The 23,425-nt window shown below is 57.6% G+C and carries 19 protein-coding genes; 14 read left to right on the top strand and 5 right to left on the bottom strand.

Translation table 11 applies throughout. The annotated features are described in order from the left end of the window. Positions 1–298: 298 nt before the first annotated feature. From cas5c to cas7c, 3 genes are read left to right on the top strand one after another with little or no spacing between them, the layout of a single operon-like run. Positions 299–964: a type I-C CRISPR-associated protein Cas5c gene (cas5c, locus tag BMZ40_RS06135; protein ID WP_092373225.1), complete on the top strand. Its 666-nt coding sequence runs from the start codon at positions 299–301 to the stop codon at positions 962–964. Then, on the top strand, positions 961–2,754 hold the full coding sequence (gene cas8c / locus BMZ40_RS06130) for a type I-C CRISPR-associated protein Cas8c/Csd1 (protein ID WP_092373224.1): 1,794 nt from the start codon (positions 961–963) through the stop codon (positions 2,752–2,754). Before cas5c ends, cas8c begins: the two co-directional genes overlap by 4 nt. Beyond that, the gene (gene cas7c, locus BMZ40_RS06125; protein ID WP_092373223.1) at positions 2,741–3,619 is read left to right on the top strand and encodes a type I-C CRISPR-associated protein Cas7/Csd2; all 879 of its coding nucleotides are present in this window, start codon (positions 2,741–2,743) and stop codon (positions 3,617–3,619) included. The genes cas8c and cas7c overlap by 14 nt, the downstream gene beginning before the upstream one ends. 280 nt (positions 3,620–3,899) lie before the next feature. Here the strand turns inward: cas7c and BMZ40_RS06120 are convergent, their stop codons facing one another. Both BMZ40_RS06120 and BMZ40_RS19145 read right to left on the bottom strand, forming a co-directional pair. Next, positions 3,900–4,946, bottom strand: a complete 1,047-nt coding sequence (locus BMZ40_RS06120; protein ID WP_092373222.1) for a DUF3466 family protein — start codon at positions 4,944–4,946, stop codon at positions 3,900–3,902. Positions 4,947–5,037: 91 nt separating this feature from the next. Continuing rightward, positions 5,038–5,451 (bottom strand): hypothetical protein, encoded by a 414-nt coding sequence (locus BMZ40_RS19145; RefSeq protein ID WP_143075558.1) that lies wholly within the window; start codon positions 5,449–5,451, stop codon positions 5,038–5,040. A gap of 920 nt (positions 5,452–6,371) precedes the next feature. Here BMZ40_RS19145 and BMZ40_RS06115 point away from each other — a divergent pair. The 5 genes from BMZ40_RS06115 (at position 6,372) to BMZ40_RS06095 (ending at position 10,247) form a co-directional block, all read left to right on the top strand. Continuing rightward, entirely contained in the window at positions 6,372–7,370 is a 999-nt protein-coding gene (locus BMZ40_RS06115; protein ID WP_092373221.1) for an MBL fold metallo-hydrolase, read from the top strand. A gap of 228 nt (positions 7,371–7,598) precedes the next feature. Beyond that, entirely contained in the window at positions 7,599–7,766 is a 168-nt protein-coding gene (locus BMZ40_RS19510) for a hypothetical protein (protein ID WP_177193042.1), read from the top strand. Positions 7,767–8,298: 532 nt separating this feature from the next. After that, positions 8,299–9,027 carry a GNAT family N-acetyltransferase gene (locus tag BMZ40_RS06105; RefSeq protein WP_245751044.1) on the top strand — a complete coding sequence of 243 codons (729 nt, stop codon included), beginning with the start codon at positions 8,299–8,301 and terminating at the stop codon, positions 9,025–9,027. A gap of 230 nt (positions 9,028–9,257) precedes the next feature. Further along, the gene (locus tag BMZ40_RS06100; protein WP_245751043.1) at positions 9,258–9,857 is read left to right on the top strand and encodes a GNAT family N-acetyltransferase; all 600 of its coding nucleotides are present in this window, start codon (positions 9,258–9,260) and stop codon (positions 9,855–9,857) included. Positions 9,858–9,932: 75 nt separating this feature from the next. Next, on the top strand, positions 9,933–10,247 hold the full coding sequence (locus BMZ40_RS06095; RefSeq protein WP_092373218.1) for a hypothetical protein: 315 nt from the start codon (positions 9,933–9,935) through the stop codon (positions 10,245–10,247). Positions 10,248–10,329: 82 nt separating this feature from the next. Here the strand turns inward: BMZ40_RS06095 and BMZ40_RS06090 are convergent, their stop codons facing one another. Further along, positions 10,330–14,895: a glutamate synthase-related protein gene (locus BMZ40_RS06090; RefSeq protein ID WP_092373217.1), complete on the bottom strand. Its 4,566-nt coding sequence runs from the start codon at positions 14,893–14,895 to the stop codon at positions 10,330–10,332. 159 nt (positions 14,896–15,054) lie between these two features. Here BMZ40_RS06090 and BMZ40_RS06085 point away from each other — a divergent pair, with 159 nt between their 5' ends. From BMZ40_RS06085 to BMZ40_RS06070, 4 genes are all read left to right on the top strand, one after another. After that, entirely contained in the window at positions 15,055–15,360 is a 306-nt protein-coding gene (locus BMZ40_RS06085; RefSeq protein WP_092373216.1) for an HU family DNA-binding protein, read from the top strand. 108 nt (positions 15,361–15,468) lie between these two features. Then, positions 15,469–16,398 (top strand): cysteine synthase A, encoded by a 930-nt coding sequence (gene cysK / locus BMZ40_RS06080; RefSeq protein ID WP_092373215.1) that lies wholly within the window; start codon positions 15,469–15,471, stop codon positions 16,396–16,398. A gap of 2 nt (positions 16,399–16,400) precedes the next feature. Continuing rightward, on the top strand, positions 16,401–17,294 hold the full coding sequence (epsC, locus tag BMZ40_RS06075; RefSeq protein ID WP_092191217.1) for a serine O-acetyltransferase EpsC: 894 nt from the start codon (positions 16,401–16,403) through the stop codon (positions 17,292–17,294). Positions 17,295–17,420: 126 nt separating this feature from the next. Next, on the top strand, positions 17,421–18,593 hold the full coding sequence (locus BMZ40_RS06070; RefSeq protein ID WP_092373214.1) for an iron-containing alcohol dehydrogenase: 1,173 nt from the start codon (positions 17,421–17,423) through the stop codon (positions 18,591–18,593). Positions 18,594–18,643: 50 nt separating this feature from the next. On the opposite strand, the gene BMZ40_RS06065 is transcribed toward BMZ40_RS06070, so the two are convergent. Both BMZ40_RS06065 and BMZ40_RS06060 read right to left on the bottom strand, forming a co-directional pair. Next, entirely contained in the window at positions 18,644–20,344 is a 1,701-nt protein-coding gene (locus BMZ40_RS06065) for a potassium channel family protein (RefSeq protein WP_092373213.1), read from the bottom strand. Between the two features lie 159 nt (positions 20,345–20,503). After that, positions 20,504–20,815 (bottom strand): J domain-containing protein, encoded by a 312-nt coding sequence (locus tag BMZ40_RS06060; protein WP_143075557.1) that lies wholly within the window; start codon positions 20,813–20,815, stop codon positions 20,504–20,506. 210 nt (positions 20,816–21,025) lie between these two features. On the opposite strand from BMZ40_RS06060, the gene BMZ40_RS06055 reads away from it, so the two are divergent. Both BMZ40_RS06055 and BMZ40_RS06050 read left to right on the top strand, forming a co-directional pair. After that, positions 21,026–21,691: an HAD family hydrolase gene (locus BMZ40_RS06055; RefSeq protein ID WP_092373211.1), complete on the top strand. Its 666-nt coding sequence runs from the start codon at positions 21,026–21,028 to the stop codon at positions 21,689–21,691. Positions 21,692–21,716: 25 nt separating this feature from the next. Further along, positions 21,717–23,258 (top strand): NAD(P)/FAD-dependent oxidoreductase, encoded by a 1,542-nt coding sequence (locus BMZ40_RS06050; protein WP_092373210.1) that lies wholly within the window; start codon positions 21,717–21,719, stop codon positions 23,256–23,258. Positions 23,259–23,425 lie beyond the last annotated feature (167 nt).

The raw sequence follows: 23,425 nt of genomic DNA, 5'->3' as shown, positions 1-23,425 counted from the left end.
AACAAATTTTATTCACAGTAAATGCGCACTAAATGTATGACGCGACAATAATCTTGTCTTAATTTTTTTGTTTGTGCTATAATCGAAAACAAATATAATTTTTTTTCATTAAATTGAACCGTTATAATATTATTTTGATTTATTCATTTATTTATATAGTAAATAAGTATGATTTTATAGATTTGATTTTTATATTCATTTTTTTATCGTTTCAAATTTTGCGTAATAAATACTTGAACGCGCGGCACAAAAAGACGTTCGACCCCTCGGCAAACCCTGTAATCGTCGCAGGTGAGCAATGGCCCATGGGATACGATTGTTGGTTTGGGGTGAATACGCATGCTTCACACGCCCCGAAATGAAGGTGGAGCGAGTCAGTTATGAGGTAATGACTCCTTCTGCGGCGCGTGGCATTCTTGAAGCGATATATTGGAAACCGGCGATACGTTGGGTGGTGATCAGGATTGGCGTGCTCAATCCGATCGTGTTCGATTCCATCCGAAGAAACGAGGTCGGCGAGACCGTTTCCAAGGACAAGGTAGTGCAGGCCCTGAAGCACAAAAAGCCCCTGGAGCTTGTCGCCAACGATGTCCGTGTTCGTCAGCAGCGAACCTCGCTGGTGCTGCGCAATGTCGCGTATGTTATCGAGGCCCGTTTCGAACTGACTGAAAGGGCGGGACCCGATGACAGTTTTGGCAAGCATCTGGACTGCTTCAATCGTCGCGCGCGAACTGGAAAATGCTTCCATCGTCCATATCTGGGATGCCGGGAGTTTCCAGCGCATTTTGAGTTGCTGGAAGGCACGATGCCTGTCTCCAAATTGTGGGATCACCCCTCGCGTGATCTGGGAGTGATGCTTTACGACATCGACTTCAGCGATGATATGACTCCTCTCTTTTATCACCCGCGCATCGAAGGCGGCGTCATTGAAGTGGCCAGATACTGGAAGGAGTCGCGTCAATGATTCTCTCCGCGCTCCATGAATACTACCAGCGGATGGTGAATGACGGGCGCTTCGGCATTCCCCTTCCGGGGTACACGTATCAGCGCATCACCCATGTTGTAGAAATTTCGGAACAGGGGAAACTGGAGCGGGTCATTTCTCTTGGCGAGAGCGGTAAAAGCGGGGGCAGCGGTCAGCGAAGCTTGGTTCCGTGGACGCTGGAAGCCGCATGCCGGAAATCGAATGTCGCCGCGTATGTTCTTGTGGACAAGGCGAAATATTCTCTGGGCATCGAAGGTGACAGGCTGGCTCCAGAGCATGGACGGGCATTTCGCGACATCGTCGAGGAATTGGGCAACGCGACGCAGGATGTGGGCATTCTTGCCGTGCTAAAATTCCTGCGGGATTGGAATCCGAGGACGGTTTCGGACTGGGAGCACCAGGACGCTGTCATCTCGGGGATCATCGCTTTCAAACTGCAGGGCGATTCCTGTCTGGTCCATGAAAGACCGGCTTTTCGGAAATACTGGGAAAAAAACTGGCTGAATTGGGGCCAGAACAAGTTCAAGATCAAGGCAAAATGTCTTGTCACGGGTTGTGTGCAAAACATCGCCCGGATTCATCAGCCCTTGAAAGAGGTCAAGGACTCGCAAACCACAGGCGCGGCTCTTGTCTCGTTCAATAAGGATGCGTTCTCTTCCTATGGCAAGGAGCAGAGTTACAACGCTCCGGTAGGTGAAGAGGCCGCCTTTGCCTACACGACTGCGCTCAATCATCTGCTCCACAAGGACAACGGGCATAGCATCCAGATTGGCGGCACGACAACCGTCTTCTGGGCGGACTCGCCCGGAGCGGAAGACGCGATACGTACGCTGATGTTGCCGCAGGCCGCGGATGACGCTTCAGGTGAAGAGCAGTGTTCACGCGCAACGGGCGCAATGACCGCGCAAGCGGTCCGAGAAATGCTCATGGCCCTGAGCAAGGCAGAGTCGGGGCCTGGTTCGCTTGGCGACGGGGAGCTGGAGAGCCAGTGCCATATCCTCGGGCTTCAGGCGAACAGGGCGCGCCTCGTGGTCCGTTTCTGGCATTGCAGTCCTCTCGGCGAGCTCGTGCATGCGGTGGCCCGGCATTACGCGGCCCTTGCCATCGAAAGGCAATACGATTCGCAGCCAAGACTTCCTTCCATCCGGCAGTTGCTCTGCGCGACGGCGAGCCATCAGGGCCGAAAAAGTCCGCATGGCAATGAGTTCGACACCATTCCGCCCATCCTCGGTGGTGCCCTCGTTCGCAGCATCCTGACCGGATCCTGCTATCCGAAATCTCTGTTTTCCATCGTGCTGAGCCGAATCCGTACGGACAGGCAGGTCACATACCTGCGAGCTGCCACGCTGAAAGCCTGTCTTCTGCGCAATCATCCTGAAATTGCGGGTGACATTCGTGAATCTCTTGATGAAGCGCGGACAGACAGCCCTTATCTTCTGGGCCGATTGTTTGCGATATTGGAAAAGAAGCAGCAGGGCGTATTGGGGTATGAGCTTGGCGGAGCGTTTCGTGACCGATACTTCAATGTCGCTTCCGCAACCCCTTCCCGTGTTTTTCCTGAACTTTTGCGGTGTTCCCGGCAGCATTTCAAGAAAGGCGTATTCGAAAATGCGTACACCAAAAAAATTCGTGACGTACTGCAGGGCATCGACACTTTTCCGGCTCATCTCACCCTGCTGGAGCAAGGAATTTTCAATATAGGTTATTATCAGCAAAAGAATGTTTGCCACGGAAAAATCAATCAGGAGCCTTCGCATGGGTATCATTGATAATCGATATGATTTTGTCTTTTTCTTCGACGTGGAATTTGGCAATCCCAACGGCGACCCGGATGCTGGCAACATGCCGCGCATAGACCCCGAGACCGGATTTGGCCTGGTTACGGACGTGTGTCTGAAGCGAAAAGTGCGCAATTACGTGGAGTTGCGCAAAGGCGGTCAGGAAGGTTTCAATATCTATGTCCGCGAAAAAGCCGTCCTCAACGACCAGCACCGTATGGCCTATACGGCCTGCGATCTTGAGCCGCAGAGCAGGAAACCGCCAAAATGCGGCGACGATTCAAGACGGCTCACGGAGTGGATGTGTGCAAATTTTTATGACGTCCGCAGTTTCGGAGCGGTCATGACCACCGAGGTGAACTGTGGTCAGGTGCGCGGTCCGGTGCAGTTCACTTTCGCCCGCAGCGTTGATGCCATTGTCCCTCAGGAGGTCAAGATCATCCGCATGGCCGTGACCACGAGCAAAGAGGCTGACGTGCAGCACGGAGAAAACAGGACCATGGGCAGCAAGTATGTCGTGCCCTATGCGCTGTACCGCATGGAGGGCTTCGTCTCTGCCGCCCTGGCCGCTCAGACCGGATTTTCCGAAGAGGATGTGGCCTTGCTGTGGGAGTCTCTCCTGAACATGTTCGAACACGACCGTTCAGCCGCTCGTGGCAAAATGGCCGCCAGAAAGCTTTTCATTTTCAGACATGACAATAAATTGGGCAACGCCCACGCGCATGTGCTGTTCAACACAATCACGGTTGAGTCCGTTGGTGGGGCCGAAGCGGTGCCAGCCCGTTCCTATGCCGACTACAGGCTGCATATTAAAAAAGATCTTCCAGGTAGTGTCACCTTGCTTGAAAAACTGTAGCTTGAAACGCGTGTTCCCGGTCAGTGCCGCTGTTGCGTTTCACAATGAGGAGGTGAATGCGTTCGCACTGAAAATGTCGCTTCACAACAAGGAGCGTGGATTGAAACTTTGATGGAGGCGGGTACGCCGGTCCGGAGTCGCCCCTTCAAGGGGGGTGTGGATTGAAACTTATTGCATACTCTGATTAGTTTCATGCTGTTGTCTTACTCCGGACAAATCAGCCCCGGTGTGAAAACCGGGGCTGATTCTAAACGCCACAGGAATTCAAGGCGCCCTGACTTCAGTTTCCAAGGCTGCTCATCATGACGTTTTCGACAATGCAGCAGCCATTGCAATGCCGGGTGGCGATGAGTGTATTGCCCGTTCTGTCTTTTCTGATGGCTCGGGCATCGGTCAATAAGCGTCCCTCCTTATTACACTCCTCTTCAAGCAGGACGTTCAAATCCCGCATCCCGTTTACGGAATCCCAGATAAACGCCCTGTGCCCGGAGGAACAGACGCTGAACCCAACCACGATTCCATCGTCCGTGATTTTGAAGGCCCTGCTTTCAATTCCGCCGGGGAGCGTTCCCAGATCCTTCATTCCGCTGGCCGGATCCCACAGGAAGGCTCTGTTTCCCGCAGGAGTGGAGCTGAATCCTACCACCTGACCGCTGTTGTTTATGCCGTATGACTTGCTTTCGGTTCCACCAGGGAGGCAGCCCAGGTCCTTCATCCCGGATGTTTCGTCCCATAGAAATGCCCGGCCCCATGCCGAATTGCCGCTAAATCCCACAACCTGACCGTGGTCGTTGATGCCGTAGGCCCTGCTCTGATTTCCTCCCTTGAGGTTTCCCAGTTCCTTCATTCCTGTTGCCGGATCCCAAAGAAAAGCGCTCTTTTTCGAGGGGATGCCGCTGTAACCGACCACCTGGCCGTGACTGTTGATGTCGTAAGCGACGCTGTGGGTCCCGCCGGGAAGATTTCCAAGATCCCTCATGCCGTTTACGGAATCCCACAGAAAAGCCTGCTTGCCTTCGGGAGTGCTGCAACCGCCCACGACATTCCCCTGGCTGTTGATGCCGTACGCAGTGCTGCTGATCGCACCCGGAAGAATACCGAGATCTCTCATTCCGTTGGCGGGGTCCCAAAGTGATGCCCGACTTTGAGATGCGCACCAGCGTTCTCCGACCACCTGGCCATCAGCGTTGACACTGTAAGCAAAAAACGAAGCGCTGTCCTCGGAGTCAATGTTGATCATCTTGAAACAAGAATCTGCCTGCGCCTGAACATGCAAGCAGAGCATTGCGATAACACTGAAGAAAATTAAATGCATGAATTTGCGCATAATAATCTCCTTGTGAATAAATTAATTGGATTATTTGTATAGATGAATTCATAACAGCTCTCATGGAGTTTTTGATGTAAATTAAGTTGTTTTATTTGCGTAGAGGGAAAAATGACTGCTTGGAATCATGTAGCCAAATCATTTGGTTGATGCGTGAGCCGTCTGATAAAAAAGTTACGGTTCCGAGTACAGGTTCTGGAGAGTCAGGATTTTTTCCATATACGTATATATATTTACTAAAACGATACAATGGGCAGTGTAATCCTAGGCAATCCGCACGCAATATCAAGTGGCCGCTGTTAACACGATCATCTTCAATAGTTACGCAATCGCCAGTTCCAAGATAATAATTTCCTTTATAATCGTCCTCGCAAAATTTATCATTTGATAAGGCCGACATGCAACGAGACTCTGATCCTTGATTGATGACTATGTAATTTGCTTCTTCGGCAAAAACATTTATTGGAAAACAGAAAATAATTAGGATAAGTATATGTTTTAGCATTTTGTATTCCTCCAATAATTATTACGTATGTATTAAATTCGTGGTGAGTCTTGTTATATGATTTAAATTTTGAGTTTACTCATGACTGTTTGTGTTTAAAACAAATAACTTTGTTTTAAACATTCATGTTTTCAGTATAAATGAATGAAATGTTTTTCATCTTCCACCTCCAGTGTGATACTGTTTTATCATGGTTCCCATCTCCCGTTTCGCGGATGAGCAAAGAGTTGGCGGTTGTCGGCAGCCATGGCTTGGCCCTATCTCGCGTTTTAGTGGGTCAGCTTTGAGATGCGGACGTCATGGTGAAATTCATGACGTCAGTGTCAGGAGCTGCGACCGGTTTTTGCTCGGGCGGCAAGGCTGTTTTCGGGCAAATGTGTGGCGACTGCTCACGAAGAGGGATCGTGGATTCACAGGTGGAAGCTTTCAGATGGGTTGGACGAACGAACATGATGGTGCGCCCGGTCGAATCGTTTTTTTATTACATACACTGAACGCAGTGATAAAAAAAATATGCAAAAAATTATAAATGAATGAAAAATATCAATGATTTTATCAAATACTTATTTATGAATGGATGTCAATGGTAATAATGAGTATTGTATTTGATTTAACAAAAAAAAATCATTGCATCAATAATATGCTTAATGCGATATTTTTTTTTTAATATTTTCAATTTTTTATGAAAAAAACTACTTCTTTTTATGCGTAATTTTGTTTTGTATGTTTCTGGTCCTGTCTGAAATTTTTCATTGAGAAGGCTCGGATCACGGCTTGCCGTGCCGGCCGTCTGGGCATTTGGCCACGGATGTCTTATCAATTTTAGCGTTGCCAAGAGAGCGGGATTTCATGATCGAAAATGCTGCGGGGGCGCTCAAGTCCGGTCAGCCGAAACATGGGCAATACGGCGGAGCCTGGCCATGGGTATGACTATCGACATACTCGGCACGGAATCCTTGGGGGTTCGCGGCCTGTGTTGCGTGGTCGAAACGCCGGGGCGGCGCATCGTCATCGATCCCGGCATAGCCCTTGGCTACGTCCGCCACGGACTGCTGCCGCATCCCTTGCAGATCGCCATGGGAATCGCGGTCAGAAGGCGGATCCTGGCTGAGCTCAGAACGGCCACGGACGTTGTCGTCAGCCATTTTCACGGCGACCACATCCCCCTGGCAAGCGCCAATCCCTACCAATTGGATATCCGTCATCTCCCGCCAGCCACGGGCTTGCGGCGCTGCTGGTGTCCATCCGCGACCTCGCTTTCGCCCGGCATGCGCACGCGTTTCGATACGCTCATGCGCATATTCGGTCTTAAACTGCGCGTGGCGCAAGGGTTGGATCTGGGGGACATCTCCTTTTCGCCCCTTTATCCCCATGGCGCTTGCGAAAGTCGTGGTGGCTCGGTCATGATGACCCGAATCACAGGTCACGGCCGTGTGTTCGTGCATGCCTCCGACATTCAGCTCCTGGACGATCGCGCCGTGGACCACATCATCGAGTGGCGGCCGACAACCGTGCTCGCTGCTGGTCCGCCTCTGTACCGCGCCCAACTGGGCGCGGCGGAGCGCGAGCAGGCTTGGCGCAATGCCGTTCGCCTGGTCAAAAACGTCGGGAACGTCATCCTTGATCACCATTTGCTGCGCTGCGTGGACGGTCTGAAGTGGCTGAGGGCTCTGTCGGAACATGCGGGAAGGCGCGTGTACTGCGCCGCCGAATGGATGGGACGTCCCGTACGGCTGCTTGAGGCCAGGCGAGTGGAGCTTTACGAGGAAATGCCTGTTCCGGCAGGATGGCACGCCAGGTATGGAGATTCAGAGACAGACGTACGGACGTATTTTGCAGGTCTGTCAGGCAACGCGTCATCCTCGTACACTGAAGGGATCGGCACCGGGGAATCTCCGGCCGGGACTTCACGGCAATAAGTGGTGTTTGTGGACTCCGGGATCAGATACGGACTTAAATCTTTAGCTGCGTTTCAGTTTTATAAGTATAAACTACGTAGTAAATATGATTATATACTGCTTTTTATAAGTATGATTTAATATTTTTATATCAGTATATGTGCATATTTATTACCGTTTTCATCGATAATGGATGGTAAAGTCCGTAAAAAATGATAGTCATTCGGGAAATAAATGGAGGGCTTTCTCATGACTATCTATGCGTGTCCAAAATGCGGGTTGTACTTTGCCGATGACAGCAAGGGGATGTGTGCCGTCTGTATCAAGGAGAGGCGACTGCGGCGTTTTGTGGCCGCTTTTCTGATCACTCCGGTTTGTGTTGCCGTGGCCGTTATCGCCATGGGCCTGCCTTTGTGATTTTGGAACGATGAGCCTTTGGTCCTCATGGACGGGTCGGGCATATTGCCGTCCAAACAGACGGTTGCATGCGACCGAAGGCTCATTTTCTCTGCCGGAGAACCCCGGGGACAAGCGATCCGACACGGATCATGCTTTGAAAAATCGAGAAAGAGTGGTGCTGTTCGAAAACTACGTACTACCTAGTGTTATTTTTCATTTGTCATTATATTTCAATATATTGTATTTTTTTCGTCACTTTTTTAAGTAGTACGCCGCTTGTCTCTCAGATGACAGCCTTCTGAAAAATAAAAAACAATTATTTCAGTATTATATTTGATTGACGGGTTAAATACCCAGGGCGTTGAATGCCCATAATACGTACAGATACGTATTATGGGCATTCATATTTTAATATTGTTATGCATTACATTCGCGGAATGTGCTCGGTAGAAGTATGGGCATAAGATTGCTTTGGCATAAGAGTAAAATATTAGGGAACAGAAAATGAGCAAAATCAGGTGATCGAATCATGCAGACAACGGAGGAAAGCATGGAACCCTCGCGAAATTGGTCCGCCATGGTGAAGCAGTGGGAGTCAAAAATTGTGAGCACCCCGCCCCGCACAGTCCCCCGGATCTCCATTCGCGAGATGGCGCTGGACGACCTGGCTCAAGTCTATCACTTGGGCGAGCGACTCTTCACCAAGGAACTCTATCCTTTCCTGTACAGCAGCTGGGACAAGCGGGAGGTGGTCGGGCATTTCAACACCGAACCAGGGCTCAGTCTCGTGGCCGATGTGGACGGCGAACTGGCCGGGTTCATCATCGGCTCCCTTATCACCAAGACATCACGGATCTACGGCTACATCATCTGGCTGGGTGTGGACAGCAGGTTTCAGTCGCTCGGCGTGGCCCATGAGCTTTACGGCAGGGTGGCCCTGCGCATGGCCGAGTCCGGGGCGCACCAGATTGTGGTGGACACGGACGCCAGCAATACCGCCGCCATTCGGTTCTTTTCCAAGAAGGGCTTCCGGGATGAGCGGGAGCATGTGGTCCTGACCTTGAGTCTGGGCGGCGGCAAGAATGCCGCTGCGGATGCTGGCGTCAAGGACTGCCCTGAATGCGAACCGCGCTCCAAGGCCGCCAGACGCTCATGGAAGAATTTTTCCGCCGGACTGCGATCCTGGAACAGGATTGCCACATTGACCAGCCTGGTTCATGGCGCTCTGTTTGGGCCGGTTGACGCAACATTGAGCGCAAATTCAAAAAATATCAAATGAGATTGCAGTATAAGTATTACTCTCAAGATTTATTATTGCAAGTATTTCGAGTATCAGGGCAAATAAGATAGTAAATACAGCTAAATCATGCATCGCTAAGTCTATATTTTAGAGTTGTAATAATCGGAAATTATCGCGAATATATCATAAAATTGCCGTACAATGGTAAAAAAGAGAGTTATTACATGGGCGCAAAAAGTTGTTCTGAGAGTAAAATTTGCATCCGTGAGATGGAACTGGACGACTTGGCCGAGGTCTATCATATGGGCGAGCGTCTTTTCACCAAAGAGCTCTATCCCTTTTTGTACAGTACCTGGGACGAACGGGAGGTGGTCGGACACTTCAGCACCGAACCAGGGCTCAGTCTCGTGGCTCATGTGGGCGACACCCTGGCTGGATTCATCATCGGCACCCTCACATGCAAGGATTCATGGGCGTACGGCTATATCGTCTGGATGGGAGTGGAAAGGGAATTCCAGTCCATGGGCGTGGCCCACAAACTCTACGAACAGTTGCAGGAACGCATGATCAACGCCGGGGCCTGCCAGTTTGTCGTAGATACGGATGCCGACAATGCGGCGGCCATCAGGTTCTTCGCCAAGAAGGGCTTCGAGGATGAGCGCGAACACGTTGTTCTCACCCTGGATCTGACGCTCATCGATTCCTGCGGGGAGTGCGTCCTGGATAGACTTCCCCGTGTCTGCTGTGAATACGTTCCCCGCCCACAAGCCGCCATGCAAGTCCGGGACAGACCCGTCTTGGGAGTCAAGATACCGGAATCGAATTTTTCCAGGATGCGGCTCAAGGCGCCGCTGCTGAAAAGGAGTTGATTGGTGTAACCTGTTTATTGCAAGGGTTTTGTCTGGAATGTCCGTCAAGCCTTATGCGCAGTTCAGGAGAGGAGCATGACGCAATTCATCTTGGCCCTAGGCGCCGTGATCATCTGTCTGTTCATCCAGGCTATCGACGATTTCTTGAGTCATTTCGGTGTGGTCTCGGCGTTGCATGGCGGGTTGCTCGGGTATGGGCAGATCTACGTCGCCAGGGATCTGCTGGAGTGGGGCGGGGGCAGCCTGGAATGGCTGGTCGTCATACTCATCACTGTCGGGGTCATTGCGGTGGCCATATACAAGAGTCGCTACACGTGGACGACCTGGATCAGCGCCTTCAATTTCGGCATTTTCGCCGGGATCATGTACGGCGGTTTCAGCCTGATTTGACTCCCAGCGGTCGCGCCGCACGCCGTCCGTCAATGTATGGCGGCATGGCGCCGGATTGGATGTCCCGGCGCCATGTGCCCTTTCATTCCGGCTTGATGCCCGTGCCTCGCCCCGGCACGATCTTGACGAAGCGCGCCTGAGCCTCATCCGCCAGCCCGCGCACGATCCGCGCCTCGTCGTTCTGGAAGCTCTGCTCCAGGGTGCCTACATACTTGTCCAGCAACTCCCGTACCTGTGCGATATCGTCCTCGTCCAGGTTTTTGATGACCACGTGCGCTCCGCTCGAAAAGCGGCGCTGCAGATTTTCGCGGCCGAAGTTCCATTCCGGGTAGAGGCACTGGTAGATGACGCCGCCGGTCATGCCAGCGCACATCCAGGGGCCCGGATCGCCCAGGACCACGGCGCGGCCGCCGGTCATGTACTCGAAGGCGAAACCCTTCAGATGCGCACGCGAGGCGATGTTCCCGAGTTCGTCGTCGACGGGCGCGGTGATGCGTCCTCCGAAGATGGCATCGGCTCCGGACATGCGCACGCAGGCGCGTGAGTCGGCCTGGTTCTGGACCATGATCGTGCCGGAAAGCGCGCCGTAGGCCAGGGACTTGCCCACGGACCCGTCCACGCGCTGGCCGAGGATGTTCACGCCTTTGAGGATACAGACCTCGCCGCCGCGCGCCCCCTTGGCGATGCCGTCCTGCCCGCCGCCCTCGACCACGGTGCCGATCCCGTCGATATTGAAGGCGCACAGCCCATTGCCGGGAACCGAGGAGGTCAGGAGCAGTTCCACCTTGCCCCGGTCGTCCGCCGCGCGCTCCCGCACCATGGCTCCCGCCAGATAGGTGCCCACGGCGCGGTCCACGGAGCGCACGTTCTCTTCCTTGTACTGCACGAACCCGCACTCCTGGCCGAGGGTGGAGATGGCCATGTCGGAGATGAGCCGGGTCAGGTTGTCCAGCGGCCTGCGCACGATGCGCGGCACCGGACAGTATGATTTCACGGAGTCCATGGGCGCGGGCACGAGGAGGTCGGTCAGGTCGACCTGATCATGGCCCCGGGCCTGGACCAGAAGGTCCGTACGCCCGACCAGATCGGCCAGTCTCCTTTCACCGAGTCCGGCCAGGATGTGACGGATCTGGTCGCCAAACGCGCGCAGCAGGCGGGCCAGATTCTCGGCTTCGACCTCGCTTTGCAGCGGCTTGAAGAGTTTCACGCCGCGAGCCTTGGCCTCTTCCACGGTGCGGATCTGGGTGGAGATGCCGCGCGGGCAGATGTCCAGATGGCATTGCTCGCAGCTGATGCAGCCCACGCCCATGAGCGCGACCGTGCCCACCCCGACCCGGTCCGCGCCAAGGCAGATGAGCTTGACCACGTCCGCTCCGGAACGCACGCCGCCGTCGCACCACAGCTCGACCTGATTCCGCAGTCCCGCCTCGACCAGCCCTCGGTGGGCCTGGGTGACGCCGATCTCCACGGGCAGGCCGACATATTTCTTGGCGTGTTCGCGGGCCGCACCCGTGCCGCCCTCGAAGCCGCTGATGTTGACGATGTGCGCCCCGGCCTTGGCCACGCCCACGGCGATGGTGGCCACGCCACTGGTGACCGGGATTTTGACGGATATGCGCGCCTCGGGGTTTGCGGTCTTGAGTTCGGTTATGATCTGGCAGAGATCTTCGATGGAATAGATGTCGTGATGGTTGGACGGTGAAATGAGCGCGATGCCTGGCTTGCAGTGCCGGGCCTGGGCCACCATTTCCGTGACCTTGGAGCCGGGCAGGTGGCCGCCCTCACCGGGTTTGGCGCCTTGGCCGACCTTGATTTCAAGGTAGCGGGCGGAGTTTAAAAGTTCCATGGACACGCCGAAGCGTCCCGAGGCGACCTGCTGACCGCGATTTTCCCGGTATTTGCCGAGCATGTCCGGAATCTCGCCGCCCTCGCCGTTCATGCACACGATGTTCGTCTTGCGCGCGGCCTCGGCATAGGCCCGAAAGGAGCTTTCCCCCTGGGAGCCGAAGGACATGGCGCAGATCAGGAGCGGCATGGAGTGCCGACCGATGGAGATGTCCACGTTTTCAAGCGGCAGGGGCGCGGTGTCGCGGGTGGTGATGTCGAGCAGATGCCGCAGGCCGACGGGGTTGTCCCGGTCCACTTCGTCCAGGGCTTCGGCCATCTGCAGATAGCCGGTCTTGCCCACGGCCACGGAGCGCAGGATTTTTCCGGTTCTGGCGTTGCGCCTGGGATCGCCCGCGAGCTTGCGTTCGAGCCCCTGGAGGACCAGTTCCGCGCGCTTGCGGCCCTGTGCTTCGAGTTCCGCGTAGCCAAGCCCGGCGGATGAGGAGGAGCAGAAGTTGGCGCATCCGAAAACTTCCTCAAGCTCCCGCTTGAGGCCGATGGAGGAGAAGATCCGGCCATATCCGCACAGCTCGTGGATGCCCATGGTGGACATGATCTTTTCCACGCCCGTCTGCAACGCGGTCAGGGTGTTGGAGAGGGTGCGCTGGAGCCCTTCGGCGCTCTCGGCCTGGGCGTAGGCCTGTTTCCAGAGCATGTAGGGGTTCACGGCGGCGGCGCCGAGACCAAGCACGAACATGATATCGTGCAGGTTGCGGATGGCTCCGCTGCGCACGATGATCGAGGGCAGGCGGGGGATGCGGCCCGTTTCGGCGGCGCGGTGCAGCCAGGCCGTGGTCAGGCCCGGATCGATGTAGACCCGTCCGTCCACAAAGCTCGCGCTGTCGTCCAGAACGAGGATGGCGGCGCCGCGCCCGACGGCCTGGGAGGCTTCGTCCTCAAGCTCGTCCAGCCGACTGGCCAGCCCCTGGTCCGGGACATAGGTGGCGTCGAGGATGGCTATGCGCGAGGGGTCGCGTTGCTGGGCGGTGAAGAAATCAAGGACCTGTTCCAGGGTGTGCGTGCCGTGTTCCCGGCATACGGACAGGATATCGAGGGAGGACAGGGCGGGGCTGAACTCGCCGCCGAGCAGGATGGGGGTATTGAGGCGTAGCCCCACAGGCGGGCGGTCCGGGTTGTCCGGGCGGTCGCCGAGGATGACGGCGGTGGAGAAGTGCTCGGCCTCGCGTTCGCGATCAATGGCCGGGTTGGTGACCACGGCCACGTTCTCCTTGAAATAGTCGCTGACGTTGGACAGGCTTTCGTCGTCCATGCAGGACAACGGGCCCTGATGCCCCATGGAGCCGATGGGCCCCTTGCCCGTGGCCGCGACGTGTTTGCGCATGTTCTGGTCGTACTTGTGCCAGCCAAAAGCCGCCAGCAGGGCCGAGACGGCCGGGCAGTCCCCGTCGTCGAACACGGGCCGGTCCCGGAAGAAGCGGCGCAGCTCGTGGCAGGCTCCTTCCGGGCAGTTCAGGATGGATTCCGGGATTTTGCGGTGCAGATTGTCGGCCAGCGGGGTCAGTCGTCCCTGTTCGAACAGACGCTTCAGGCGCTCCTGCAGGGCGCAATAGTCAAGCACCTCGCCGCGCTTGCCCGCGCCGGAAATGATGGCGATTTTTTCGCCCGGGGCCAGCGGGCGCGGATCGTGAATGGTGCTTTGCAGATCGACCACGCCCTTCTCCGAGGACAGGAAATAGTCGTAGTCGCTCTCCCCGAACCACAGCGGGCGAAGGCCCAGGGCATCGACGCTGCCCATGCACATGTCCCCGAACCTCGAAACCACGGCCGCCGGGCCCTGGGCGGAAGGGGCGAAGAACCAGCGGTAGAAGCCGTACATGCGGCGCAGATCGGCGGGCATGCGTTCCACTTCGGTGTGGATGGCCGGGAAGACCATCTCCAGTGCTTCCATGAATTCAAAGCCGTGCACATGGATGAGCCCTTCGAGGATGCGGTTCAGGTCCTGGGAGTCGCTGCCTCCGGGCGTGGGCATGATGCCGAGCGCGCGGGCCGAGCTGCGCAGCTTCTCGATGGTGTTGATCTCCCCGTTGTGTCCCAGCAGCGAGAAGGGCTGGGCGCGGTGGGCCGTGGGCAGGGTGTTGGTGGAATAGCGGCTGTGGCCGAGGGTGATCAGCGATTTGCTGTCCGGGTTCTGCAGGTCCGGGTAGACCCGGATCAGAAGGTCGGGAGTGCCGCGCAGCTTGTAGATGACGCTGTCGAGGCTGAGCGAGCAGACATGCGCATCGGGCAGGGCGCGCTCCAGTTCCATCTGGATGTTGAAGAGGCGCTTGCCGCCTTCCTGCCGGTTGTCGTCGCGGACCAGGCCGCAGATTTGCAGAAAAAGAGGCGCTTCGGTCCGGGCCATGGGCCCGAGCTCGGCAGCGTGCATCTGGTCGTCCACTTCCAGGAGAGTTTCCGCGCCGGATGCGGTCAGGATGGCGCGCAGCCGCTCCTTCAAATCTCCGGCCTGCTCGGCTGCGTCCGCAGGCAGAAAAAAGTGGCCGACGAAAAAGCCCCGGCTTTCGCTCAGGTGGCGGCTCAGTCCCGCATTTTCCAGCCTTTGCCCCCAGATGGAGCGCGGAATGTCGGTCAGGATGCCGCAGCCGTCGCCTTCGCTGTTGATGTCGCCGGAGCGGTGGGCCATTTTCTTCAGGGCGTCGATGGTTTTGACGATATTGGCGTGGGTGGCGCGGCCGCGTTTGTCCACGAAGGCGATTATGGCGCAGGCGTCACGTTCTTCGACGAGCAGGTGTGGTCTATTCATTGCGGATCTCCCGGGATTGACAAGGCAAGGATAACCCCCCATAGCCTCAAGCAGTATTGGGGGCCATTTCAATAAATATTTCACAAAGCTTTGTGAAGCTCTTTACCGCGCGGGCGGTTTTGTCTATCTAATGAGCCATACCAATGCGAGGTGACGTTTATGGCAGTGGAAAACGCCGAGATTCATGTCGAAAAAGCAGATCTCATCAAGCGCCTCAAGGCCGAAATGGGCTACTCCGAGGAGGAGGCCGAACGGGTCGTGGACGCCATGATGGAGAGTATCACCGAGTCCTTGAGCAAGGGGGACAAGATCAACCTGCCGGGCATCGGGACCATGGCCGTGGTCGAACGCGCCTCGCGCAAGGGCGAGGACCCGCATCCGGGAAAAGACATTAAATTTTCTCCCGGCAAGCGCCTGAAAGATGCTCTCACTTCTCTTGATTTCATAACCAAGGGTTTGGAGTAAGATTTATTTTTTCATGCTTCTATCCGGCCTAGGGCCGGATTTTTTTTGCCTGGACTTACCCCCCGTCCTGGTTCATTTTCGCGCCGTCAGCCCTTTTCAGGAGGCTTTATGAAGATTGCAAATTCCATGACCGACCTGGTCGGCAATACCCCCCTGGTTCGCCTGAACCGCCTGACCACCGGCTGCCTGGCCGATGTCGTGGTCAAGCTCGAATTTTTCAACCCGCTGTCCTCGATCAAGGACCGCATCGCGCTGAGCATGATCGACGAGGCCGAACGCAGCGGCAGGCTTCGTCCCGGATCGGTCATTGTCGAGCCCACCAGCGGCAACACCGGCGTGGGTCTGGCCTTTGTCTGCGCCGTGCGCGGCTATCATCTCATTTTGACCATGCCCGAGTCCATGAGCGTTGAGCGGCGCATGCTTCTTTCCGCCATGGGCGCGGAGCTCGTGCTGACGCCTGCGTCGGCGGGCATGGCCGGAGCCGTGGCCGAGGCGGAAAAGATCCTGGCGTCCCTTGAGGACGGGTTCATGCCCGGCCAGTTCGTCAATCCGGCCAATCCGGCCATGCACGAGCGGACCACGGCCGAAGAGCTCTGGCACGACACCGACGGACGCATCGACGTATTGGTGGCCGGAGTGGGCACGGGCGGGACCATCACTGGGGTGGGGCGCACCCTGAAGCGCCGCAAGCAGGGTTTTCTGGCCGTAGCCGTGGAACCGGCGGCCTCGCCTCTGCTGAGCGGCGGGCAGGCCGGACCGCACAAGATCCAGGGCATCGGCGCCAATTTCATTCCCGAAGTCCTTGATCGTGGCACCATTGATCGCATAGTCGCCGTTTCCAACGAGGACGCCATGATCATGGCCCGTCGCCTTGCCCGCGAAGAGGGAATCCTGTGCGGAATATCCTCTGGTGCCAATGTCTGGGCTGCCTTGCAGCTTGCCCGGGAACCGGAAATGGAAGGCAAGCTCATCGTCGCCATCATCTGCGACACGGGCGAGCGCTATCTGTCCACTGAACTTTTTGCATCCAAGAGCTGAGCATGGCCAAATATTTGAAGATCGACAATGTCCTGAGCGGAGTGGTGGAAAGCCTCTGTGCTCCCGAATCTTACAGAGGCGTCTATCACCAGCCGTCTTTCGGTTCGCCCATGCCTTCGGTGGAGCTTCTCTCGGAGATCGTGGAACGGCTGCGCTCCGTGCTTTTTCCGGGTTTTTTCAAGGAATCCTTCATCACGCCCCAGAACATGGCTTATTTCGTGGGCTCGAAGCTTGAGAAGGTACGCCGCGAACTGACCCAGCAGGTGGAGCGCGGTTTTTGCTTCGCCTGCGAGAAGGACGAAAACTCCTGTTCCGTTGAATGCGAGGTGAGGGCCGAAAACCTCTCCAATGAATTCCTGAAGACCCTGCCGCGCATCCGTCACATGCTGGCCACGGACGTGCAGGCCGCCTTCGCCGGTGATCCGGCGGCCAAGAATCCGGGCGAGACGATTTTCTGCTACCCGTCCATCCGGGCCGTGACCAACTACCGCATCGCCCACGAGCTCTATCTTCTGGGCGTGCCGCTCATACCGCGCATCATCACCGAGATGGCCCATTCGGCCACCGGCATCGACATCCATCCCGGCGCGACCATCGGCGAGTCCTTCTTCATCGACCACGGCACGGGCACGGTCATCGGCGAGACCTGCATCATCGGCCGGAACGTGCGCCTCTATCAGGGCGTGACCCTGGGCGCCAAGAGCTTCCCCAAGGGCGAGAACGGACATCTGGTCAAGGGCATCGCCCGTCATCCCATCGTCGAGGACAACGCGACCATCTATTCCGGCGCGACCATCCTCGGGCGCATCACCATCGGAGAGGGCGCGGTCATCGGCGGTAATGTCTGGGTCGTGGACGACGTGGCTCCCGGAAGCAGGGTGTATCGCAACCTCTAGAACCGGCTGATTTCACATTTTAAAAACCGCACTCGCAAGAGATTGCGGTTTTTTTTTGCACCGGCCGGAACGCTCCCGCTTGTGGACGGCTGCGCGAGGGCATAAAAGGGAAGTTCTGGAGGCGACATGATATATTCCTTTTCCACCGCGCGCGTGGTTTTCGGCATTGGTTCAAGGGCGGGCGTGGCCACGCACGCTTCTCACTTGGGCAGGCGCTGCCTGCTAGTGACCGGGAGCCGCCCCGAGCGCTGCGACTGGCTGCTTGAGGAGCTGAAGGACGTTATGGACGACGTGCTCTGCGTGGCCGTCGGCGGCGAGCCCGAAACCGGATTCATTTCGGCGCAGGCCGAAGCCGCCCGGCAGGCCAGTTGCGATGTGGTCGTGGCCATCGGCGGCGGGAGCGTCATCGACGCGGGCAAGGCCTTGGCCGCCCTGGTCGCCAATACGGGCGACCTGTTCGATTACCTGGAGGTGGTCGGACGCGGCACGCCCCTTGAGCATGAGCCCCTGCCCATGGTCGCGGTGCCGACCACGGCCGGAACCGGGTCCGAGGTCACGGCCAACGCCGTGCTCCTTTCCCCTGCGCACGGGGTCAAGGCCAGTCTGCGCGCGCCGAATCTGATCCCTGCCCTGGCCATCGTCGATCCCGAACTGGCCGTGTCCCTGCCCTCCGCGCAGACCGCCGCCTCCGGCATGGACGCCCTGACCCAGCTCATGGAGTGCTTCGTGTCGCATGCGGCCAGTCCTCTGACCGATCCGCTCTGTCGCGACGGTTTGACGCGGGCGGCGCGTTCGCTGCGCGTCGCGGTGCGGGACGGGGCCAGCCTGCGCGCGCGTTCGGACATGGCCCTGGCCAGCCTGTTCTCGGGCATGGCCCTGGCCAACGCCAAGCTCGGAGCCGTGCACGGATTCGCCGCTCCCCTGGGAGGTATGCTCGGCGCGGCGCATGGCGAGATCTGCGCGGCCCTGCTGCCTCATGTCATGGAGGCCAATATCCGCGTTTTGCGTCACGTGGCCCCGGAACACCCGGCACTTGCCAGATACGACGAGGTCGGACGGCTGCTGACCGGCATGGAGGCCGCCTGCGCCGAAGACGGACTGGAATTCGCGCGGTCACTTTGCTCCGACCTTGGCATTCGCGGACTTGGGGCGTTGGGACTGACCGAGGAGGTCATGGAAGAGGTGGTCGAAAAGGCTTCGCGGGCATCGAGCATGCACGGAAATCCGATCGTGCTGGACAAGGGCGAGTTGCTGGGCATCCTGCGCCGAGCCATGGACGAAGGTTCCTCTGCGAAGTGATGAAGAAGAAAGCCAGGTGCGCCGGTTTGTGAGCGCGCTTGGGCCGTTTTTTAGGCGGCCGGGTACTGCTCGATGAAGTTTTTCTCCGCCTGCGCCGTCCCGATCAGGATGAGCTCGTCATTCTTGGACACGATGGTGTCCGGCTCGGGGTTCAAGAGCATTTCCTCGCCCCGCTTGATGGCGATGATGCTGCACCCGGTGGACTGGCGGATCTTCTGTTCGCGCAGGGGCTTGCCCACGATGGCCGGGCTCGGCTCCGAGCGGAAGATGTTCAGCCCTTCGGAGAGCATGAGCAGCTTGTCGGGGTTGAGCAGGTTCAGGATCGTGGTCGTGAACAGGGACGAAAAGGACATGACCAGATTGGCCCCTGCGCGGTGCAGGGTGTTGATGTTGCGGTCCAGGCTGGCCCGGCTGATGATCTGTACGTCGGGCCGCAGACGGCGGCAGTAGATGGTCAGGAAGATGTTCAGGTCATCGTCGTGGGTGGTGATGATGATGGACGGCGTCTCGTTGATTCCGGCCAGGATGAGAATGTCCAGATCGGCCGCGCTGCCCTGGATGATTCTCGAATCCTCCGTGTTCCTGAGCGTCTTTTTTTCCACCACGCGGTAGTCCACGCCCCTTTCGTTCAAGGTCTTGGCCACGGACATGCCGACCCTGCCCCCGCCCAGAACCACCACCGGCCCGCTGTGTTCCTTGCTGAGCATTGTCGCGCCCATGAGCGAGTCATAAGTGTCGAGCTGCGCCTCGGAACCCGCCAGGACCAGCACCGTGGACGCGCCGATCGCGGTCATGGGATCGGGCAGCTGAAAGCGGCCCTGTTCCCAGATGCCGACCACGTTCACGCCGGTCAGTTCGCGTAGCCTGCTCTCGGCCAGTGTTCGCCCCTGGAGAGGAGAGTTCATGGCGGGCGCCTCGGCGATGAGCAGTTCGGCGAAGTTGCCGATGACATTGGCCTTCATGCTGACCCCCATGACCCGCCGCGCCAGGACCTGTCCCAGCATCTTGGTGAACTGGTAGGTGTGCGTGCTGCCCGCGAGATCCAGGATGTCGACGGAGTCCTCCTGGTCGGCATTGGTGATGACGGGGGTCTTGTCCGCGACCTCGCGGATGGTGAAGATGATGTTGGTGCTGGCCACATCCTCGTTCATGACCACGACCATGGCCGCTTCGCGCACCCGCAGCCGCAGATAGGTTTCCGGGTCGTCAAGCTCTCCGAGGACCACGTTCAGGCCCGTCTCGTGCAGGTTCAGGGCCTCTTGCAGACCCTGGACCAGGATCACGCTCTGGATGCCGTACTGGTTGAGCTTTTCCACCAGGGTCAGGGTGACCGCGTCGCAAAAGGTCAGGATGACATGGTTCGACATGGTTTCCGGGACCTTGCGCGGAGCCCTGGCCTTGTTCTGTTCCTCAAGCCAGGGTGCGTAGAAAAACTGGATGAAGGTGAAGGGCAGCACGATGAGCATGAACACGACGCCGCTCAGCATCACGCAGATGGAAAAGAAACGTCCCAGATCGGAGGTGAAGGTGATGTCGCCGAAGCCAAGGGTGCTCATGACCGTGAGTGTCCAGTACAGGCCGGTGATCCAGGAATGCGTCTGACCTTCGTAGGCCATCAGGAAGTGGAACAGGACGGTGAAGGCGGCAAAGAAGCTGAACAGGATGAACAGAAAACGGACCATCAGCCGTGTATTGGCCTTCTGTTGGCCACTTTTGACCAGGGCCGCCATTTGAGAGACGAGAAATTTCATTGCTGCACTCGCTGTTTTCGATGGAATTTTAAGACTCTAGCTTAACGGGCAGGGAGGATCAAGGCGGCTTCAGGAGCCAGGTGGGGTGGATTGGGGCGAGGCGGAGATTGGAGGCCTGGAAGGGAGGGGTTTGGTGGTATGAGACGGATTAACATGCTGTCATTTTTGATTTTTTGACCACAACGGGTCTTCGCCGAATTTTTCCAGCCACCATTCCTCATTGGAGAGATGGCGTCTGAGTTCCTGATCTTCGAAGGAATATTCGTAGGCTTCGCAGTAGGCGAGGACCATCCTGTAGGCTGACACGATTCTTTGCGTCATTTCGCTGCATTTTTCTCCGTCCTCTGCGCACGTGTCGGGATGCCAGCGCTTGAGCAGGTTTATGTAGGAGGCCCTGATTTCCCGCAATGAGACGCGATCGGGCAATTCCAGCACGGCTTTTGCCGCGATGAGTTCCTTGTAGGTGATCATTTTTGAACGGCCTGTGAATTTTGAATTTTTCAACAATCAGGCAAGCGATGGCCCCCGATCATTTTTCCTGCATGCTCCGAGCGGTCTGGGCGGTTTTGACCGCGAACATGCACAACGAGTATCCCCGGCAAATCCGCCTGTAAAGACGATCCGCCAGCGGCGACGCAATTCCCCTTGCCACTTCCTCGGTTCGCGCTTAGCTCCAACGCGATGAAGAAAGCGCAACGACCAGCGGCCGTCTTTTTTGACATGGACGGGCTGCTTCTGGATACCGAGGCCACCCTGAAGCGGATCTGGCAGCGCGAGTCGGCCCGTTTGGGATTCGACTTGAATGACAGCCTCTATGCCCATCTGGTAGGGGTTCCCAATGTTCTTTGCGAACAAAAGCTCACGCATTGGTTTAAAGATTTTCCGTTGGCGGAATTTCGGGCAAACTGGAAAGCGGTGCGCGAAGAGGAACGCCGGGCATGCGCCATTCCGCCCATGCCCGGAGCACTCGAACTTGTGACCTGGCTTGACGGACAGGGAGTGCCGCTGGCCCTGGCTACATCCTCCAGGCGCGAGATGGTCGAGCGCAATCGCGAGGCCTGGCCTGCGCTGTTCCGATTTGCGTCGATAATGACCATCGAGCAGATCGAGCGGTCCAAGCCGGATCCAGACATCTATCTGCGCACCTGCGCCGCTCTCAAGGTGCAGCCAAGGGACTGCGTCATCTTTGAGGATTCCAACCCCGGCATGCGCGCGGCCATCGCCTCCGGGGCGCGCGCCATGATGATCCCCGATCTGGCCACGCCGGAGCCCGACGTGCGCGAGGGCGCGGCCCGAATTTATCCTTCGCTGATACAGGCTTTGGCCAGCCGCGAAGAATGGTTTTAAAAATATTTCAATACGGAGACACCTCATGGAATTAATTCACGTCGATCTGCTGGTGGAGCCGGACAATATCGATGACGCGGCGTACATTCGGGCCCAGGCCCTGGCCAAGGCCGGAATGGACGACGACGGCGGCGTCAGGGTGCGCGTGGTGCGCCGCTCGGTGGATGCGCGGGCCAAGATGCCCCGTTTTCTGCTGCGCATCGCCGTGGGCGGAAGCGACACGGCCCCCTCGGTGTTCACGCCAAGGCCCTTGGGCGGGGAGCGGGTGGTCGTGGTCGGAGCCGGTCCGGGCGGATATTTCGCGGCCCTGACCCTGCTTGAGGCAGGCATAAAACCCGTGTTGCTGGAGCGCGGCCGCGATGTTCGCGCCCGGCTCAAGGACGTCAAGAAGATCTACTCCGAAGGACTGGTCAACCCGCACTCCAACTATTGCTTCGGCGAAGGCGGGGCGGGCACCTATTCCGACGGCAAGCTTTACACCCGGTCCAAGAAGCGTGGCGATGTGGACCGCATTCTCGATCTTTTCGTGGCCCACGGTGCATCCCCGGACATCGGCGTGGACGCGCATCCGCATCTTGGGTCCAACGTGCTGCCGAAGCTGGTGCGCAACATGCGCGACGTCATCATCGCCGCTGGCGGAGAGATTCATTTCGAGGCGCATGTGACCGATCTGGTCCTTGATTCCGGGGAGGTTCGCGGTGTGCGCCTGGCTGGGGGAGAGACGGTGGAGGGCGACGCGGTGATCCTGGCCACCGGGCATTCGGCCCGCGACATCTATGACCTTCTGCTCAAACGAGGGGTGCTCATCGAGGCCAAGCCCTTCGCCCTTGGCGTGCGCATTGAACATCCGCAGGAACTTGTCGACCGGATGTTCTACCATCACAGCCCGCGCCATTCGGCTCTGCCTGCGGCCAGCTACCGCCTGTCCTGCCAGACGGGCGAGCGGGGCGTCTTTTCGTTCTGCATGTGTCCTGGCGGGTTTGTGGTCCCGGCATCCACGGCTCCGGGGGAGCTGGTCCTGAACGGCATGAGCCTGGCCAGCCGCAAGGCTCCCTTCGCCAACGCGGGGCTGGTGGCCGAGATCCGTCCTTCCGACGTGCCGGGCGACGATCCGCTGGCGCTGCTGCGCTTTCAGGCCGAGGTCGAGCAGACCATGTTCCGCGCCGGAGACGGGCGGACCCAGCGCGCTCCGGCCCAGCGGGCCGATGATTTTCTGCAGGGCAGGGTGTCGGAGAATCTGGGCGCGACATCGTACATTCCGGGCATCTACGGTGCGCCGCTGCACGAGCTGCTGCCCGGTTTCGTGACCAGGGCTCTGCAGGAGGGGCTGACCATTCTGGGCGGGAAGCACAAGGGCTTCGACAGCGCCGAAGCGACGCTTCTGGCCGTGGAGTCGCGAACCAGCTCGCCGGTGCGCATCCCGCGCGATCGCGAGACGCTCATGCATCCGCAGGTGCGCGGTCTTTTTCCGTGTGGCGAAGGGGCCGGGTATGCGGGAGGTATTGTTTCGGCGGCCATGGATGGTTTGGCGGTGGCGAAAGCTGCGATTGGGCAGCTGAAAAAATAGGTCCTATGGGTCTTATGGGACCTATAGGACCTATGAAAAAGGCAGGCTGCGCCACTGCGCTGCCGAGCTATTTCGCGAAAGATTTTGCGAAGAGGTCGGTGATGGTTTGGCGGTGGCGAAAGCTGCGATTGGGCAGCTGAAAAAATAGGTCCTATGGGTCTTATGGG

It is taken from the genome of Desulfomicrobium apsheronum (assembly GCF_900114115.1).
GTDB lineage: Bacteria > Desulfobacterota > Desulfovibrionia > Desulfovibrionales > Desulfomicrobiaceae > Desulfomicrobium > Desulfomicrobium apsheronum.
This window is presented reverse-complemented; position numbering and strand designations above follow the sequence as displayed.

Bases quoted from the DNA above. Each gene is read 5' to 3' on its own strand.
- cas5c (WP_092373225.1), top strand. From the start codon at position 299: ATGGCCCATGGGATACGATTGTTGGTTTGGGGTGAATACGCATGCTTC.
- cas8c (WP_092373224.1), top strand. From the start codon at position 961: ATGATTCTCTCCGCGCTCCATGAATACTACCAGCGGATGGTGAATGAC.
- cas7c (WP_092373223.1), top strand. From the start codon at position 2,741: ATGGGTATCATTGATAATCGATATGATTTTGTCTTTTTCTTCGACGTG.
- BMZ40_RS06120 (WP_092373222.1), bottom strand. From the start codon at position 4,946: ATGCGCAAATTCATGCATTTAATTTTCTTCAGTGTTATCGCAATGCTC.
- BMZ40_RS19145 (WP_143075558.1), bottom strand. From the start codon at position 5,451: ATGCTAAAACATATACTTATCCTAATTATTTTCTGTTTTCCAATAAAT.
- BMZ40_RS06115 (WP_092373221.1), top strand. From the start codon at position 6,372: ATGGGTATGACTATCGACATACTCGGCACGGAATCCTTGGGGGTTCGC.
- BMZ40_RS19510 (WP_177193042.1), top strand. From the start codon at position 7,599: ATGACTATCTATGCGTGTCCAAAATGCGGGTTGTACTTTGCCGATGAC.
- BMZ40_RS06105 (WP_245751044.1), top strand. From the start codon at position 8,299: ATGGAACCCTCGCGAAATTGGTCCGCCATGGTGAAGCAGTGGGAGTCA.
- BMZ40_RS06100 (WP_245751043.1), top strand. From the start codon at position 9,258: ATGGAACTGGACGACTTGGCCGAGGTCTATCATATGGGCGAGCGTCTT.
- BMZ40_RS06095 (WP_092373218.1), top strand. From the start codon at position 9,933: ATGACGCAATTCATCTTGGCCCTAGGCGCCGTGATCATCTGTCTGTTC.
- BMZ40_RS06090 (WP_092373217.1), bottom strand. From the start codon at position 14,895: ATGAATAGACCACACCTGCTCGTCGAAGAACGTGACGCCTGCGCCATA.
- BMZ40_RS06085 (WP_092373216.1), top strand. From the start codon at position 15,055: ATGGCAGTGGAAAACGCCGAGATTCATGTCGAAAAAGCAGATCTCATC.
- cysK (WP_092373215.1), top strand. From the start codon at position 15,469: ATGAAGATTGCAAATTCCATGACCGACCTGGTCGGCAATACCCCCCTG.
- epsC (WP_092191217.1), top strand. From the start codon at position 16,401: ATGGCCAAATATTTGAAGATCGACAATGTCCTGAGCGGAGTGGTGGAA.
- BMZ40_RS06070 (WP_092373214.1), top strand. From the start codon at position 17,421: ATGATATATTCCTTTTCCACCGCGCGCGTGGTTTTCGGCATTGGTTCA.
- BMZ40_RS06065 (WP_092373213.1), bottom strand. From the start codon at position 20,344: ATGAAATTTCTCGTCTCTCAAATGGCGGCCCTGGTCAAAAGTGGCCAA.
- BMZ40_RS06060 (WP_143075557.1), bottom strand. From the start codon at position 20,815: ATGATCACCTACAAGGAACTCATCGCGGCAAAAGCCGTGCTGGAATTG.
- BMZ40_RS06055 (WP_092373211.1), top strand. From the start codon at position 21,026: ATGAAGAAAGCGCAACGACCAGCGGCCGTCTTTTTTGACATGGACGGG.
- BMZ40_RS06050 (WP_092373210.1), top strand. From the start codon at position 21,717: ATGGAATTAATTCACGTCGATCTGCTGGTGGAGCCGGACAATATCGAT.